This window comes from Glutamicibacter sp. NPDC087661, from assembly GCF_044743275.1.
Classification (GTDB): domain Bacteria; phylum Actinomycetota; class Actinomycetes; order Actinomycetales; family Micrococcaceae; genus Glutamicibacter.
Window position 1 is genome coordinate 364,119 of record NZ_JBIUWE010000005.1, and the last position, 16,311, is coordinate 380,429.

The 16,311-nt window shown below is 67.3% G+C and carries 13 protein-coding genes; 12 read left to right on the plus strand and 1 reads right to left on the minus strand.

The annotated features are described in order from the left end of the window. Positions 1 to 165 precede the first annotated feature (165 nt). The 7 genes from argC to ACIOTN_RS15175 all read left to right on the plus strand — a co-directional run bounded on the left by argC (position 166) and on the right by ACIOTN_RS15175 (position 8,091). Positions 166 to 1,197 carry an N-acetyl-gamma-glutamyl-phosphate reductase gene (argC, locus tag ACIOTN_RS15145; RefSeq protein WP_133832936.1) on the plus strand — a complete coding sequence of 344 codons (1,032 nt, stop codon included), beginning with the start codon at positions 166 to 168 and terminating at the stop codon, positions 1,195 to 1,197. Then, positions 1,194 to 2,408, plus strand: coding sequence for a bifunctional glutamate N-acetyltransferase/amino-acid acetyltransferase ArgJ (gene argJ / locus ACIOTN_RS15150; RefSeq protein WP_402735608.1), 1,215 nt, complete (start codon positions 1,194 to 1,196; stop codon positions 2,406 to 2,408). Before argC ends, argJ begins: the two co-directional genes overlap by 4 nt. Before the next feature lie 21 nt (positions 2,409 to 2,429). Further along, positions 2,430 to 3,365 carry an acetylglutamate kinase gene (gene argB / locus ACIOTN_RS15155; RefSeq protein WP_105658132.1) on the plus strand — a complete coding sequence of 312 codons (936 nt, stop codon included), beginning with the start codon at positions 2,430 to 2,432 and terminating at the stop codon, positions 3,363 to 3,365. Then, the gene (locus ACIOTN_RS15160; RefSeq protein WP_402735609.1) at positions 3,362 to 4,621 is read left to right on the plus strand and encodes an acetylornithine transaminase; all 1,260 of its coding nucleotides are present in this window, start codon (positions 3,362 to 3,364) and stop codon (positions 4,619 to 4,621) included. Before argB ends, ACIOTN_RS15160 begins: the two co-directional genes overlap by 4 nt. Positions 4,622 to 4,673: 52 nt before the next feature. Further along, entirely contained in the window at positions 4,674 to 5,633 is a 960-nt protein-coding gene (gene argF / locus ACIOTN_RS15165; RefSeq protein WP_402735610.1) for an ornithine carbamoyltransferase, read from the plus strand. A 1-nt stretch (position 5,634) separates the two neighbouring features. Beyond that, positions 5,635 to 6,138: an arginine repressor gene (locus ACIOTN_RS15170; protein WP_105658129.1), complete on the plus strand. Its 504-nt coding sequence runs from the start codon at positions 5,635 to 5,637 to the stop codon at positions 6,136 to 6,138. A 99-nt stretch (positions 6,139 to 6,237) separates the two neighbouring features. Further along, entirely contained in the window at positions 6,238 to 8,091 is a 1,854-nt protein-coding gene (locus ACIOTN_RS15175) for an HNH endonuclease signature motif containing protein (protein ID WP_402735611.1), read from the plus strand. Between the two features lie 80 nt (positions 8,092 to 8,171). Here ACIOTN_RS15175 and ACIOTN_RS15180 read toward each other — a convergent pair whose 3' ends face one another. Further along, a complete protein-coding gene (locus ACIOTN_RS15180; RefSeq protein WP_105658127.1) occupies positions 8,172 to 8,723 on the minus strand; it encodes a macro domain-containing protein in 552 nt (183 codons plus the stop codon). Between the two features lie 252 nt (positions 8,724 to 8,975). On the opposite strand from ACIOTN_RS15180, the gene argH reads away from it, so the two are divergent. From argH to tyrS, 5 genes are all read left to right on the plus strand, one after another. Then, a complete protein-coding gene (gene argH, locus ACIOTN_RS15185; RefSeq protein ID WP_105658126.1) occupies positions 8,976 to 10,391 on the plus strand; it encodes an argininosuccinate lyase in 1,416 nt (471 codons plus the stop codon). Positions 10,392 to 10,510: 119 nt separating this feature from the next. After that, positions 10,511 to 11,251, plus strand: a complete 741-nt coding sequence (locus tag ACIOTN_RS15190) for a maleylpyruvate isomerase family mycothiol-dependent enzyme (protein ID WP_105658125.1) — start codon at positions 10,511 to 10,513, stop codon at positions 11,249 to 11,251. Between the two features lie 105 nt (positions 11,252 to 11,356). Then, complete coding sequence (locus tag ACIOTN_RS15195) at positions 11,357 to 11,896, plus strand: adenine phosphoribosyltransferase (protein ID WP_105658124.1); 540 nt, start codon at positions 11,357 to 11,359, stop codon at positions 11,894 to 11,896. 248 nt (positions 11,897 to 12,144) lie between these two features. Continuing rightward, complete coding sequence (locus ACIOTN_RS15200; RefSeq protein WP_105658123.1) at positions 12,145 to 14,427, plus strand: AAA family ATPase; 2,283 nt, start codon at positions 12,145 to 12,147, stop codon at positions 14,425 to 14,427. Positions 14,428 to 14,617: 190 nt separating this feature from the next. Next, positions 14,618 to 15,937 carry a tyrosine--tRNA ligase gene (tyrS, locus tag ACIOTN_RS15205; RefSeq protein WP_105658122.1) on the plus strand — a complete coding sequence of 440 codons (1,320 nt, stop codon included), beginning with the start codon at positions 14,618 to 14,620 and terminating at the stop codon, positions 15,935 to 15,937. Positions 15,938 to 16,311: the final 374 nt, after the last annotated feature.

Here is a 16,311-nt window from a genome sequence, read left to right on the forward strand (position 1 = left end):
GCTGCGTGTTTCGATCCCGGCGCTGGATGCCGGGGACGGTCTTACGGCCAGTTTAGGACTTCGGGCCGCTGCACGGGCACCTTGGGGGTGGATGTCTGGTTACGTGACGAAGAATTTTATGAATATTTATTAGCGTGCATGAATATTTCGCGGTAGAATCTGGTCATGACGATTTCAGTAGCTGTTTCCGGCGCCAGTGGATACGCCGGTGGCGAGGTCCTGCGCATCCTCGCGGCCCACCCAGAAGTAGAGATTGGCGCGATCACCGCGCATTCGCAGGCCGGGCAGCGGCTCGGCTCGATCGCCCCGCACCTGCATGCGCTCGCCGATCGCGTCCTGCTGGACACCACCGTGGAAAACCTCGCCGGGCACGACGTCGTGTTCCTGGCCCTGCCGCACGGCGCATCGGCCGCCGTGGCCGCGGCGCTGCCCGAATCCACCCTGGTCATCGACGCCGGCGCGGACCACCGGCTGGAATCCGCCGAGGCCTGGGAGAAATTCTACGGTTCGGCGCATGCCGGCTCCTGGCCCTATGGCCTGCCCGAACTTCCCGGTGCGCGCGAAAAGCTGGTGGGCACCAAGCGCGTGGCCGTCCCGGGCTGCTACCCGACCGGCGCGCAGCTGGCCCTGGCTCCGGGCTTCGCCGCTGGCCTGCTGGAAGCCGACGACGTGGTTATCGTCTCCGCCTCGGGCACCTCGGGCGCCGGCAAGTCGCTGAAGCCCAACCTGCTGGGCAGCGAAACCATGGGCTCGATGAGCACCTACGGGGTGGGCGGGTCCCACCGCCACATCCCGGAAATGGAGCAGGGCTTCTCCCAGCTCGCCGGCGAACCGGTCACCGTCTCCTTCACCCCCACCCTGGCCCCGATGCCGCGCGGCATCCTGACCACCGCCACCGCCAAGGCCAAGCCCGAGGTGAGCGAAGCGCAGCTGCGCGAAGCCTGGTCCGCGGCCTATGCCGACGAGCTCTTCGTGCACCTGCTGCCCGAGGGCCAATGGCCGACCACCGGGGCGGTGCAGGGATCGAACCACGTCCAGCTGCAGCTGGCCTTCGACACCCACGCCAACCGCGTGATCGTCACCGCCGCACTGGATAATCTCACCAAGGGCACCGCAGGTGCCGCGGTCCAGTCGATGAACATCGCACTGGGACTGGAAGAAAACACCGGATTGCTCATGCAAGGAGTTGCACCGTGAGCCTCGCGCACACCAACACCCACCCATCCGCTGCCGCCACCGGGGTCACCGCACCGGCGGGCTTCGCCGCCGCCGGCGTCCCGGCAGGCCTGAAGTCCACCGGCAAGAACGACGTGGTCGTGGTCAAGAACCTCGGCCCGCAGTTCACCGCCGCCGGTGTCTTCACCTCCAACCGCGTGGCCGCCGCCCCGGTGCACTGGTCCAAGCAGGTGCTGTCCGACGGCCGCATCGACGCCGTGGTGCTCAACTCCGGCGGGGCCAACGCCTGCACCGGCGCCGAAGGCTTCGCGAACACCCACAAGACCGCCGAATACGCCGCGCAGCTGCTCTCGGTTTCCGCCGGCGACGTGGCCGTGGCGTCCACCGGGCTGATCGGGATGCAGCTGCCCATGGACAAGCTGCTGCCCGGGGTCCAGGCTGCCGCCGGGGCGCTGGCCGACGACCAGAACGCGGCCGATGCGGCCGCCGCGGGCATCATGACCACCGACACCGTGCCGAAGCTGGTCTCCCGCATCGTCGGGGCACCGGGTTCCGGCCAGGTCATCATCGGCGGCATGGCCAAGGGCGCGGGCATGCTCGCCCCGGCGCTGGCCACCATGCTGGTGGTGCTCACCACCGATGCGGTGCTGACCTCCGCACAGGCCGATGCCGCGTTGCGCGCCGCCACCGCGATGAGCTTCGACCGCGCGGACTCCGATGGCTGCATGTCCACCAACGACACCGTGCTGCTGCTGGCCTCCGGCGCCTCGGGCGCCGCCCCGGACCTGGCCGAGTTCACCGCGGCGCTGACCGACGCCTGCTGCGAGCTGGCCGCGAAGCTGATCGAGGACGCCGAGGGCGCGCAGCACACCATCGCGATCCGCACCTTCAATGCCGCTACCGAGGCCGACGCCCTGGAAGTCTCCAAGGCCGTCTCGCGCTCCAACCTGGTCAAGACCGCGGTCTTCGGCAAGGATCCGAACTGGGGCCGGGTGCTCTCCGAGGTCGGCACCACCAAGGCCGCGTTCGAACCCGATGAGCTGAACGTGTCGATCAACTCCGTGATGGTCTGCAAGAACGGCGGGGTGGGCGAGGACCGCAGCCTGGTTTCGCTCGAAGAACGCAACGTGTTGATCGAGATCGACCTGAACGCGGGCACCGAGGAAGCCACCGTGCTGACCAACGACCTGACCCACGACTACGTCCACGAGAACTCCGCCTACTCCAGCTAGGCAGAAACTAGGAACACTCCCATGGCCCACACCGCCCGCACCAACCTGGGCATCGCCCAGTCCAAGGCCGAAGCGCTCATCGAGGCGCTGCCCTGGATCCAGCGCTTCGCCGGGACCACGATGGTCATCAAATACGGTGGCAACGCGATGGTCAACGACGATCTGCGCCGCGCCTTCGCCGAGGACATCGTGTTCCTGCGCCACGCCGGGATCAACCCGGTGGTGGTGCACGGCGGGGGACCGCAGATCAACAGGATGCTCGACACCCTCGGGATCGAATCCGAATTCCGCGGCGGGCTGCGGGTGACCACCCCCGAAGCCATGGACGTGGTGCGGATGGTGCTCACCGGCCAGGTGCAGCGCGACCTGGTCGGCCTGATCAACTCGCACGGACCCTACTCGGTGGGCATGTCCGGCGAGGACGGCGCCACCTTGCAGGCAGTGCGCACCGGCACGGTCGTGGACGGCCTGCCCGTGGACCTGGGGCTGGTCGGCGAGGTCACCACCGTGCGCACCGACCAGGTGGACTCGCTGGTGGATGCCGGGATGATCCCGGTCATCTCCACCGTCGCCCCGGAATTCGACGAATCCGGCGAGCCCACCGGAGCGGTGCTGAACGTCAACGCGGATACCGCCGCGGCCGCGCTGGCCACCGCGCTGGGCGCCGCCAAGCTGGTGATCCTCACCGACGTGGAGGGCCTGTACGCCGCCTGGCCGGACAAGTCCTCGCTGATCAGCTCGATCACCAACGACGAGCTGCGCACCATGCTGCCGTCGCTGGAATCGGGCATGATCCCGAAAATGGGCGCCTGCCTCAAAGCCGTCGACGGGGGCGTAGGCCAGGCCCACATCGTCGATGGCCGCGCCCCGCACTCGATGCTGCTGGAAATCTTCACCACCGCCGGCGTGGGCACCCAGGTGCTCCCGGCCACCGCACAAAAGAAGGACGCCAAGTGAGCGAGCACGCCGCTGAAACCACCTCCTCCGCCCTGGCTGGAACCGCTGAAGCTGCCGGGCTGGCGCAGCTGTCCTCGGCCGCCCTGGCCGAACGCTACTCCAGCTCCCTGCTCGGCGTCTTCGGCACCCCGCAGCGCGTGCTGGTGCGCGGGGCCGGCTGCCATGTCTGGGACGCCGATGGCAACCAGTACCTGGATCTGCTCGGCGGCATCGCGGTCAACACCCTGGGCCACGGGCACCCGCTGCTGGCTTCCGTGATCAGCAGCCAGCTGTCCACCCTGGGCCATGTCTCGAACTTCTTCACTTCCCCCAGCCAGATCGCGCTGGCCGAGAAGCTGCTGGACATCTCCGCCGCCCCGGCCGGCTCCAAGGTCTTCTTCGCCAACTCCGGCACCGAAGCCAATGAGGCCGCGCTGAAGCTGACCCGGCGCAACGCCGGCACGCCGCAGGCCCCGCGCACCAAGGTGATCGCCCTGGAGCATTCCTTCCACGGCCGCACCCTGGGCGCGCTGTCGCTGACCTACAAGGAAAAGTACCGCGCGCCCTTCGCCCCGCTGCCCGAAAACGTCAGCTGGATCCCGGCCGGGGACATCGACGCGCTGCGTGCCGCGGTGGACGAAACCGTCGCGGCGGTCTTCATCGAGCCGATCCAGGGCGAAGCCGGCGTGAAGATGCTCTCCGCGCAGTACCTGCAGGCCGCCCGCGACATCACCCGCGAAGCCGGCGCCCTGCTGGTCTTCGACGAGGTGCAGACCGGCATGGGCCGCACCGGGGCGTTCTTCGCCTCGGCCCCGGTGATCCCGGACGTGATGACCCTGGCCAAGGGCCTGGGCGGAGGCTTCCCGATCGGCGCGATGATCGTGTTCGGCGAGGAGAACACCCGCTGGCTGGCCCCGGGCGACCACGGCACCACCTTCGGCGGCAACCCGGTGGCCTGCGCCGCCGGCCTGGCCGTCATCCACACCATCGAATCCCAGAACCTGCTGGCCCATGTGCGCGCCACCGGCGATTGGCTGCGCGAGCAGCTGGCAGGCGTCGAGGGCATTGCCGCCGTGCGCGGCGCCGGGCTGCTCACCGCCTTCGAACTGGCCGCCGCCAACGCGCCGAAGCTGGTCGCCGCGGCGCTGGATGCCGGATTCATCGTGAACGCCACCGACGAGAAGACCATCCGCCTGGCCCCGCCGCTGGTGATCACCACCGAGCAGCTGGGCACCCTGATCGCGGCCCTGCCGCAGCTGATCAGCGCCGCCAGCTAGCGGCCGGCAGCAACTTCGCGACCACCCCCTGCGACAGCAAAGGACTAACACCATGAGCGCAACCCGCCACTTCCTGACCGACCTGGATTTCACCCCCGACGAGCAGTCCAAGGTGCTGGACCTGGCCGCGGCGATGAAGGCCGACAAGTACGGCTACCAGCCGTTCGCCGGCCCGCAGAGCGTCGCGGTCTTCTTCGACAAGACCTCCACCCGCACCCGCGTGTCCTTCCACGCCGGCATCGCCGAACTCGGCGGCTCGCCGCTGATCATCAACTCCGCCGATTCGCAGCTGGGCCACAAGGAGTCCATCGCCGATTCCGCCAAGGTGCTCGAGCGCATGGTTTCCACCATCGTGTGGCGCACCTTCGCCCAGTCCGGCCTGGAGGAAATGGCCGCGAACTCTTCGGTTCCGGTGATCAACGCGCTATCGGACGACTACCACCCCTGCCAGCTGCTCGCCGACCTGCTCACCGTGCGCGAGCACAAGGGCAAGACCGCCGGGCTGACCATGGCCTACCTGGGCGACGCGGCCAACAACATGGCCAACTCCTACCTGCTGGCCGGGGTCACCGCCGGCATGCACGTGCGCATCGCCGGCCCCGAGGGCTACCTGCCCGAGGCCCGCATCATCGAGGCCGCGCAGCAGCGCGCCGCGCTGACCGGGGGATCGGCCACGATCACCACCGATGCCGCCGCCGCGCTGCAAGACGCCGACGTGGTCGTCACCGACACCTGGGTGTCCATGGGCCAGGAAGCCGAGAAGGCCGAACGCCAGCAGCTGTTCACCGGCTACTCGGTAACCGCCGAAGCCATGAAGCTGGCCAAGGACGACGCGATCGTGCTGCATTGCCTGCCGGCCTACCGCGGCTACGAGATCGACGCCGAGGTCATCGACGGCCCGCAGTCGGTCGTGTTCGACGAGGCCGAGAACCGCGTGCACGCGCAGAAGGCCGTGATGGCCTGGCTGATGGTCGCCTCCGGCCTGGCCGAAGATCCACGAGTGGAGCTCTAGGATGTCCGCCCAGCCAAGCACCAAAACCGCCCGCCAGGCCCGCATCCGCGCGTTCCTGGGCAACAACTCGGTCAAGTCCCAGGCCGAGCTGCTCGGCCTGCTCAAGGACGACGGGCTGGAAGTCACCCAGGCCACGCTCTCGCGTGACCTGGTGGAAATCGGAGCGGTGCGCATCCGCGACAACTCCGGGCAGCTGATCTACGCGGTGCGCCAGGAAGGCGGGGACCGTTCCCCGAAGACCGCGATCACCCAGGAAGTGCTCGACGCGCGCCTGGCCAAGATCTGCGCCGAGCAGCTGGTCACCGCCGAGGCCTCCGGGAATATCGTGGTGCTGCGCACCCCGCCGGGCGCGGCGAACCTGCTGGCCCTGGCCATCGACCACTCGCAGATGCCCTCGATCCTGGGCTGCATCGCGGGGGATGACACCATCATGGTCACCACCCGCGCGGCCGACGGCGGCGCCGAAGTGGCCGCCCGCTTCCTGCAGCTGGCCGAGCCGCGCTGACCGGCGCCGCCAGTCCATCGGGCGCTTGCCGCCGCGAACTTCTCCACAGTCCGCGGCGGCTTTGCCATGCCGGTCGAGATGGCGCCCGATGATCGGGGCATGGAACCACTTCAGAGCGCCAGCGCCACGAGCACCGCGGGACCCGCACTGGCCGCCAGCCTGGGGACCGTGGCGCAGCAGCTGGCCAGCGGCACCCCGCTGGACGCCGCCAGCTTGCTGCGCGCCGAAGCCGCGTGCCTGTTGCTGTTCCAGAACCTCTGCGCCCAGGCCTCGGGCTGCGCCGATCCGCGCCTCGCGCTGGCCCACGCCCACTTCGCCGAAGCCTTCAGCCGGCAAGCCGCCCGCACCGTCGTCATGGCGGCAAGCCAGGTGGAGACCAGCGCCGCCCACGCCCTGGACCTCGCCGAATTCGACCACCTGCGCGCAGGCACCACCGATTTCAGCGCCCCTGCGCAATTCGCGCCCGGCCGCACCCTCTACCTCGATGCGGCCACCGTCCTGTCCCAGATGCTGGATGTGAATTATTTCGAGGCCGACCGCCGCGTCAAGGACGCCCATCTGGTCCACGCCCGCAAGGATATCGCCGGCTCTGCCTGCGCCCCGCGTTTCACCCTGCTCGCAGAACACTTCGCCGGCACCCCCGCGCCAGGCACGCCAGTCGCAGATCCGTCCACGGAGGCCTTGCTGTCGCCGGCCGGCTGGGCCCTGCCGGGCCTGCACAGCACGCCGGATCCCCGCGAGGTGCTGAAAACCGCCCGCGCGCTGGACAAGTTCGAACCCGAGGACACCACCTTCGACGGCCTGCCCACCACGGCCACTGCCAAGGCCGCCGACGGCACCTTGCTGGAGGAGCATGCCGCCGCGCATCTGAGGGAAGACCAGATCCGCATCCGGCAGAAGCGCATCAATGGCTTGATCAAGGAGTACAAGGACGCGCACGACCAGGCTACGACCCCGAAGCTGGGCCTCTTCCGCAGCAAGGTGGTCAACGGGGTCCATGAATTCATCGTCCGTGTCCGGGAGATCGACGCGGAACTCTGGGAATCGCTGATCACGCAGGCCGACAACAAGCGCACCAAGGCCGGCGCCGCCGCCCGCCAGGCCGCAGGCGCCGCCAGCGACAGCCCTTCCGGCGATGAGCACGGCGATACCGCAGAGCCGTCTTCCAGCGGACACCCCGGCCCGGAGCCCGACCCCGTCCCGGAATCCGACGGCGGCGAGCAAGCGCCTGATGGCAAGGCCGGGTGGGAAGAACCCGCTGAGCACCTCTGGAACAGCGACCAACCTGCTCCGGACTGGGCGGGCGTTGGCCTGCCAGCTCCTGCGGATGATGCCGCGCCAGATCCCGACCCGCCGAACCCGCCGGGCACACCACTGCCGGGCTTGCCGGCAACTTGTTCGGTGCCCGAACGCCGGCTCAATGCGCTGAACGCAATCCTGCGCAATATCGGCCCCGACAGCCAGGGCAAGCGCATCACCCCCGAAATCGTGGTGCACGCGCGCTTCGAGGATCTCCAGGATCTCGCATCGCTCACCGGCATCAGCGCGCACGGCGTGCAAATTTCCGCGCCCCAGTTGCGCACCATGCTGTGCGAAGCCAAGGTGATCAGCCCGATCTACAACGCCGACGGGGTGGTCATGGATATCGGCCGCGACGCCCGGCTCTTCCCGCGCTGGATGAAACTTGCCGCCCGCGATCGGGACGGCGGCTGCCTGGTCCCAGGCTGCGCGGCAGACCCGGCGCTGATCGAATTCCACCACTTCAAACCGTGGGCCAAGGGCGGCCATACCCGACTCCAGGACTGCTGCCCGCTCTGCGCACTGCACCACACCATGGTCCACAGCGGCTACCTGAAACTGGTCAAGATCAAGGGCCTGCCCCATGTCATCCTGCCCAAGCATCTGGATCCGCAGCAGCTGCCGCGGCGCAACACCTATTTCGCCCGCACCTAGCTGCCCGACCTCGCAAAACTGCCGCGCCCTCGACTGGGAGTGCGCGGCAGAGTTCGTGCGTTAATGCCATTCGGATCCGGTCAGGCGGCAATATCCTCCACTGCATCCAGCGAGAAGGCCCGCTCGAAGGCGGCCTGGACCTCATCGGTATGCGCAACCAGGATGATCCTGTGGATCGGCGAAATATGCTTATTGGTCTCGATCCACCGGCTGATCGCTGCATGGGCGATGCTGGCAACCTGCTCAGGATCCCACCCGAACGCCCCTGCGCCAATCGCCGGGAACGCGACCGAGTGGGCCTCGTGGCGGGCCGCGACATACAGGGAGTTCACGAAGCAGTCGTCGAGGATCTTGGGGTTCGGCTTGATCAGCGCCAAGTTGGGGGCCGCGGTGTGGACGACCCACTTGGCATGCAGGTTGCCGGCCTTGGTGACGACGGCAATGCCCGAAGGAATCCCGTCGGGGTAGCGGTTGGCCCGAATTTCCCGGCAGGCGGCCAGCAGGCTGGGACCAGCAGCTGCATGGATCGCGCCGTCGACGCCGCCTCCACCGAGCAGCGAAGGATTGGCCGCATTGACGATGGCATCAACATGAAGGGTGGTGATATCACCCCGGTACAGCTGGATTTCCATTGGGTACCTCCGAAGAACGTTCCGTATCGGCTCTATGATCACACCATACGCCCGGGCGCTGAGTACTGGAAGAGGCAAAACTTAAGGTTTCCTGCGTGTTCCGGAGCCTGGCCAGGCCCCGCAGAGCAGGCCGCAGTGATAAGCATGTGATGCATGAATCGGCACACCGTTGCATAAATATGAGTTACATTGCATAAAGCTTTGCTAGAGTAGGGTGCAACGTCAATTTTCTCCGGCAGAAAGGAACGGGCCATGGCCTCGTCAACAAATGAAGGATCGCTCTGGGGCGGTCGCTTCTCCGGCGGCCCAGCGGATGCAATGGCAGCGCTGAGCAAGTCCACCCACTTCGACTGGCGCCTGGCCAGCTACGATATTGCCGGATCCCGTGCCCATGCCAAGGTGCTGAACCGCGCGGGCCTGCTCACCGATGCCGAGCTGGCAGACATGATCGCCGCCCTGGACCAGCTCGAAGCCGACGTCATCTCCGAGGCCTATGTCGCAGCGCCAACCGACGAAGACGTCCACGGCTCGCTGGAACGCGGCCTGCTGGAGCGCGCCGGCACCGCCCTGGGCGGCAAGCTGCGCGCCGGCCGGTCGCGCAATGACCAGATCGCCACCCTGGGCCGGATGTTCCTGCGCGACCACGCGCGGATCATCGCCCGCGGCGTGATCGACACCCTTGACGCCATGGTCGAGCAGGCCAAGGCGCACCCCTATGCGCCGATGCCCGGGCGCACCCACCTGCAGCATGCCCAGCCGATCCTGCTCTCGCACCTGCTGCTGGCCTACTCCTGGCCGCTGCTGCGCGATGTGCAGCGCCTGGTCGACTGGGACAAGCGTGCCGCCGTGTCGCCCTATGGTTCCGGTGCGCTGGCCGGCCAGACCCTGGGCCTGGATCCGAACTTCGTCGCCGCCGAGCTGGGCTTCGACTCGGCCGTGCACAACTCGATCGACGGCACCGCCGCCCGCGACGTGTTCGCCGAATTCTCCTGGATCGCGGCCATGATCGGCGTGGACCTCTCGCGCGTCTCGGAGGAGGTCATCCTCTGGGCCACCAAGGAATTCAGCTTCGTGAAGCTGCACGACTCCTTCTCCACCGGCTCCTCGATCATGCCGCAGAAGAAGAACCCCGATATCGCCGAGCTGGCCCGCGGCAAGGCAGGGCGCCTGATCGGCGACCTGACCGGCCTGCTGGCTACCCTCAAGGCCCTGCCCCTGGCCTACAACCGCGACCTGCAGGAAGACAAGGAACCGGTATTCGACGCCGCGGACACCCTGGAAATCCTGCTGCCGGCGGTCGCCGGAATGATGGGCACCTTGACCTTCAATACCGAGCGCATGGCGGATCTGGCCCCGCAGGGCTTCGCCTTGGCGACCGACATCGCCGAATGGCTGGTCCGCCAGGGCGTGCCGTTCCGCGATGCCCACGAGCTCTCCGGCGCTGCGGTGCAGCTGGCCGAATCGCGCGGCGTGGAACTGTGGGACTTGACCGACGAGGAATACGCCGGCATCTCCGAGCACCTGACCCCGGCGGTGCGCGAGGTGCTCTCCACCGAGGGTTCGCTGAACGCCCGCAACGGCCAGGGCGGCACCGCCCCGAGCGCGGTCGCAGCGCAGCTCGCCGAGTTCGAGCGACAGCTCGACCAGATCAAGGCCTGGGCCAAGTAGCACCGGGCAGGGCCAAGCGGCCGCCGCGCGGGAAGAATCCTGCCCGGCGGCCGCTTGCGCGTTAACCACGGCTTCGAGCCCTTGCGCATTTGCGCCCGGTTCGCGCTAAAGTGTGATTCATGACTCGACTCCTGGCCCCTGCCGAACTCATCGCGCAGGTCACCACCGCATTGGATGAACTTTCCGTACAGGTGCGGGAGGTTCCCGACACCCAGTACAGCAAGCCCAGTTCGCTGCCGGGCTGGAGCACCGCCCAGCTGATCGCGCATCTGGCCTCCTTCGCGAAGGCCGCCGTGCGCCAGTTCGAGAACGCCGGAGCCCAGCGGCCGCCGCTGATGTACGACGGGGGCGCCGAGGGCCGGATCGAGGCGATCAACATGACCGCGCTGATGCGCCCGGAGTCCCTGCGCGCCTTGGCCGCCGACGCGTTGGCCCAGTTGCGCGCCACCCTGCCTGGTGCCGAAGCCACGTGGGAGCAGCCGGTGGGGTACCGCCCGGGGGCCAAGGCCGCGGACCTGATGTACGCGACCTGGCGAGAGATGCTGATCCACGCCACCGACCTGGACGAATTCCTGCGCCCGGCCGCCAGCTGGCCGCCGGCATTCAGCGCGCATCTGTTCCGGGCGCTCGAAGCCCGCGTTCCGGAAGGAACCCGTCTGGTGCTGCAGCCGCATGGCAAACCCCGGATGGTGCTCGGGGACGGGGCGAAATCGTGGGTGCTCTCGGGCGCCGATTTCGACTTGGCCGCATGGATGGCCGGACGCCCTGCGGCCGGGCCGGTGCAGGTTACCGCGGCCGCCGACGGGGCCGCGGACCCGCAGCTGCTGCCCTGGCCCAGCGATCGCTTGATGAACCGCTAGCCTGGATGGTTAACCGCCGTACCGCATGGACACCGCCCAAAATGTGCTCATGATTATGCACGATCGTGCGGCGTGCGGCGCGCGGAGGGACTAAAATTACTAGGCGTGACTACTTCTGAGAGCATTAGCGACCTGCTGGATCGACTGTGCGAGATCGTGCCCGACTACCCGCAGCCAGGGATCTCCTTCAAGGACCTCACCCCGGTCTTCGCCGACCCGACCGGCCTGCGCCGCATGGTCGACGAGCTGATCGCCCCCTTCGAGGGGCAGTTCGACATCGTCGCGGGCCTCGAAGCCCGCGGTTTCGTGCTGGCGGCGGCCGCCGCCTACGCCTCGGGGAAGGGCATGCTGACCATCCGCAAGGCCGGCAAGCTGCCGCGCGAGGTCTACCGCGACGAGTACACCTTGGAATACGGCACCAGTTGCCTGGAGGTGCACAAGGACGAGATCGCCCCGGGCACCCGCGTGCTGATTCTCGACGACGTGCTGGCCACCGGCGGCACCGTGGGTTCAGCGGTCCGCCTGCTGGAGCAGACCGGTGCCAGGATCGCCGGCGTCGGCGTCGTGCTGGAACTCGATGGCCTCGAAGGACGGGCCAAGCTGCCGGGGCACAAGGTGCTCTCCTTGCAGGTCGTCCACTCCTGAGCCGGGCAGCGCGGTGCCGAAGCGGCAGCCGGGAAGCGGCGCGCAGGTAACAAACCGCCACGCTTCCACGCCGCTGGCGAACAGCCCGGCAGCGGGCCCGGCCAGCGCTTGGCACCGGTGCGCGCGATTACCTGCGCCGGGCCAAAGGCGCGTATCATTATCTGTCCTGTGTTTTTACGTGGGAACCGTTTTACGTAGGGCCCTGTGCTTTGCGCAGGGGCACATTTTGAGCGCGAGGGGAAACTGGGTTGACCGATACGATCGAGGCCGATCTGTTAGCTGAATCCGACTATGTGGGCCGCCTGTACGCGCGGCTGGACGAGTTGCGCGCCGAAAAGGTGGAGCAGCTTGAGCGCACCCGGGCCCAGGGGGCGGTGGGCACCTTCCAGAACATGTCCGAACGCGACTCTTTCGCCACCCTCTACGAGGACCGGATTGCCCAGCTCGACGCCGTCGAGGACCGCCTGGTCTTCGGCCGCCTGGATATGGCAGCCAACGGCCAGGGGCAGGAAGCCGGCAACGGCTCATCCTCCGGCACTCCTCGCTACATCGGCCGCATCGGTCTGTCCGACGAGGACCTGAACCGGCTGATGATCGACTGGCGCGCCAGCGAAGCGGCCCCCTTCTACCAGGCGACCGCGCTGAATCCGCGCGGGGTGCGCCGCCGCCGCCACCTGATGCTCAAGGGCCGGACCGTGGCCGGCATCGAGGACGACGTGCTCGACGAGACCTGGCTGGATGAGGGGCACACCCACCACGGCGAGGGCGCGCTGATGGCCGCTTTGCGCGAGAAGCGCACCGGCCGCATGGGCGATATCGTCGGCACCATCCAGGCCGAGCAGGATGCGATCATCCGCGCGCAGCTGCCCGGCGCCGTCGTGGTCCAGGGCGGTCCGGGCACCGGCAAGACCGCCGTCGCCCTGCACCGCGCGGCGTTCCTGCTCTACGAGTACCGCGAACGGCTGAAGAACGCCGGGGTGCTGATCGTCGGCCCGTCCACTTCCTTCATGCGCTACATCGAGCGCGTACTGCCCTCGCTGGGCGAGACCGGCGTGGTCATGTCCTCGGTGGGCGAGCTCTACCACGGCATCCACGCCGTGCCGGAAACCAACCGCACCGTCGCCCGGCTCAAGGGCCAGCTGTCCATGGCCAGGGTGATCGCCACTGCGGTGCGCAACCGCCAGCGGCTGATTCCGGAAACCCGCACCCTGGTGGTGGAGGGAACCCGCCTGACCCTGACCCCGAAAATGGTCAAGAACGCGCGCGAACGCGCCCGCCACACCCACAAGCCCTACAACGAGGCGCGCGAAACCTTCGTCAAGGTGCTGGTGGGGGACCTGGCCGAACAGCTGCGCCGCAAGCTGGAGGAATCGGCCGGGCAGTCCTCGACCACCGACCGTTCCTACCTGCCCCAGGAAGTGCGCGAATCGCACGATGTGCGCGTGGCGCTGAACCTGTGCTGGATGCCGATGACCCCGCAGCAGCTGGTGGCAGAGTTGTTCGCCACCCCGCACCTTTTGGCCGCCGCGGCCCCGCACCTGAAGGAAACGGACCGCGACGCCCTGTACCGCCGGGCCGGCTCGCCGTTCACCGAGGCCGATGTGCCGCTGCTCGATGAGGCATCCGGGCTGCTCGGCGAGTTCGCCGACCCGCTGGCCGGCACGCACACCGCCCAGTACGAGGCCGACGTGGAAAATGCCAAGGCCGCGCTGCGCAATATGCACACCATGCTGGAAAACGCCGGCATCGACGGTGTGGTCACCGCGGAGCAGGTGGCCGGAGTGAACCAGGAAACTGCGGCCCGGCTCACGGCCGCCGAACGCGCCGTCGCCGATCGCACCTGGGCCTACGGGCACATCGTGGTCGACGAGGCGCAGGAGCTTTCGCCGATGCAGTGGCGCCTGCTGGTTCGCCGCTGCCCGATGAAGTCCTTCACCATCGTGGGCGACATCGCCCAGACCTCGGCCGCCTCGGGCGCCAGCAGCTGGTCCCAGGCCCTGGAGCCGTTCTTCGGTGAGCGCTTCGAGCTCGAAGAGCTGACCGTCAACTACCGCACACCGGCGCAGATCGCCGACGCGGCGGTGCGCGTGGCCCAGGCCGCCGGCCTGCGGATCACCACCCCGCAGGCGGTCCGCGAAGGCGACTGGCCACCGGTGCTGACCAAAACCACCGAGGCCGAAGTCCAGGATGCGGTCCTGGCCGCGCTGGGCGAGGAGCTGGAGTACTCGGCCGGGGGACTGCAGGCGATCATCGTGCCTCAGCAGGATCTGGCCCGCATCCGCGCGGCGGTCCAGGACGTGCATGGCGACCGCGTTGGCGCCGGTTCGGGCGGATTGAGCCAGGACATCGTGGTGATCACCGCGCGCGAGTCCAAGGGCCTGGAATTCGACGGCGTGCTGATCCTGGAACCGGCCGAGCTGGTCGACGAGGTGGACGGCGGCGTGGGCGATTTGTATGTGGCGATGACCCGTACCACCCAGCGCCTGCGCGTGGTCCACACCCGCGAACTGCCTGAAGGCCTGGAAAGCTAGCAGCGCACCGCGGGGTCGGCTATGTGACCAAGGGGCGGGCCGGGGAAGTGGCACGAGCCTGCCACCAAGCGATAACCTTAAACCCATGCGCCGGGAAGGCAACCCCAACTCCCGGTGCGATCACAGGTGCACGCAAGCAGCAACGCGGGCACTCGGGGCAGAACGAAGACAGAAAATGGTCACAGTGAGCATGTCTGATACGAAGCAGAATCCCGTGATTGCGGGACAGAGCAACGACGCATCTTTCGAGAACGTCTGGCAGGAACTCAAGTGGCGCGGCCTGGTGCACGTGTCCACCGACGAAACCGAGCTGGAACGAGCCCTGTCCGAAGAGTCTGTGACCTACTATTGCGGGTTCGATCCGACTGCGCCGTCCCTGCATCTGGGCAACCTGGTGCAGTTGCTGAATATGCGCCGCCTGCAGCTGGCCGGCCACAAGCCGCTGGCCCTGGTTGGCGGTTCCACCGGCCTGATCGGCGACCCGCGCCAAACTGCGGAGCGCACCTTGAACACCAGGGAGACGGTGACCGAGTGGGTCGCCAAGCTCCAGGCGCAGGTTTCCCGCTTCCTCTCCGATGAGGGCGAGAACGCGGTGCAGCTGGTCAACAACCTGGACTGGACGCAGCAGCTGTCGGCCTTGGACTTCTTGCGCGATGTGGGCAAGTACTTCCGTGTGGGCACGATGATCAAGAAGGAGATCGTCGCCGCGCGACTGAACTCCGACGAGGGCATCAGCTACACCGAGTTCTCCTACCAGGTGCTGCAGGGCTACGACTTCCTGGAGCTGAACCGCCAGTACGGCTGCACCCTGCAGACCGGCGGCTCGGACCAGTGGGGCAACCTGACCAGCGGCACCGACCTGATCCGCAAGGTCCAGGGCAACTCGGTGCACGCCTACGGCACCCCGCTGATCACCAACTCCGACGGCACCAAGTTCGGCAAGTCCGAGGGCAACGCCATCTGGCTGGATGCCGAAATGTGCAGCCCGTACACCTTCTACCAGTTCTGGCTGAACACCTCCGACGCGGATGTGATCGACCGCTTGAAGGTATTCACCTTCCTGACCCGCGAGCAGATCGCGGAACTGGCAACCGAAGTTGCAGAGCGCCCGTTCAAGCGCGTCGCCCAGCGCACCTTGGCCTGGGAAGTCACTTCCCTGGTTCACGGTGTGCAGGCTACCGAGCAGGTGATCGCCGCTTCGGCTGCGGTCTTCGGCAATGGCGATCTGGGCGCGATTGATCTTCCTACCTTGGAATCGGTTATCGCGGAGCTGCCTTCGGCGAAGGTTGCTGCGGACGATCTGGGCATTTTGAATGTCCTGGTTGCCTCGGGCCTGAGCAAGTCATTGTCCGAAGCACGCCGTACGGTCACTGAAGGTGGCGCCTACGTCAATAACGGCAAGGTTGGCGGCATCGAAACTGAACTGGCCGAGGCGGACTTCCTGCATGGCCGCTACGCGATCGTGCGCCGCGGCAAGAAGAACATGGCAGTGGCTGAACTGGCCAAGTAGGGCCCAGTAACTACCGCACTACACGAAACCGCCGGAAAAGCTTGTGAACCAAGACACTTTTCCGGCGGTTTTGTTGTATCTAATTATGATAATCCCTAGTCAAGGTAGGATTAGTGGCTGAAATTCGACCCGTAGGCCGATTTTGCGTCGTGGCTGAACCCGTGTAGAGTTTTATCTCGCGCCGCTGATCCGGACAGCCTGAGAGGGTGAAACGGAAACGGCGGGGTGAACAAGACTGAAACGTCGAGTTGACAACGGTCAACTTGGTGGTAGGGTTGTAAAGTTGCTCCGGAGCGAAGCAGTCATCGAAGGATTGGTGGTTGTGGTGTCGAGAGTGTTTGTTGTTTGAGAACTCAATAGTGTGCCAAGTTTGT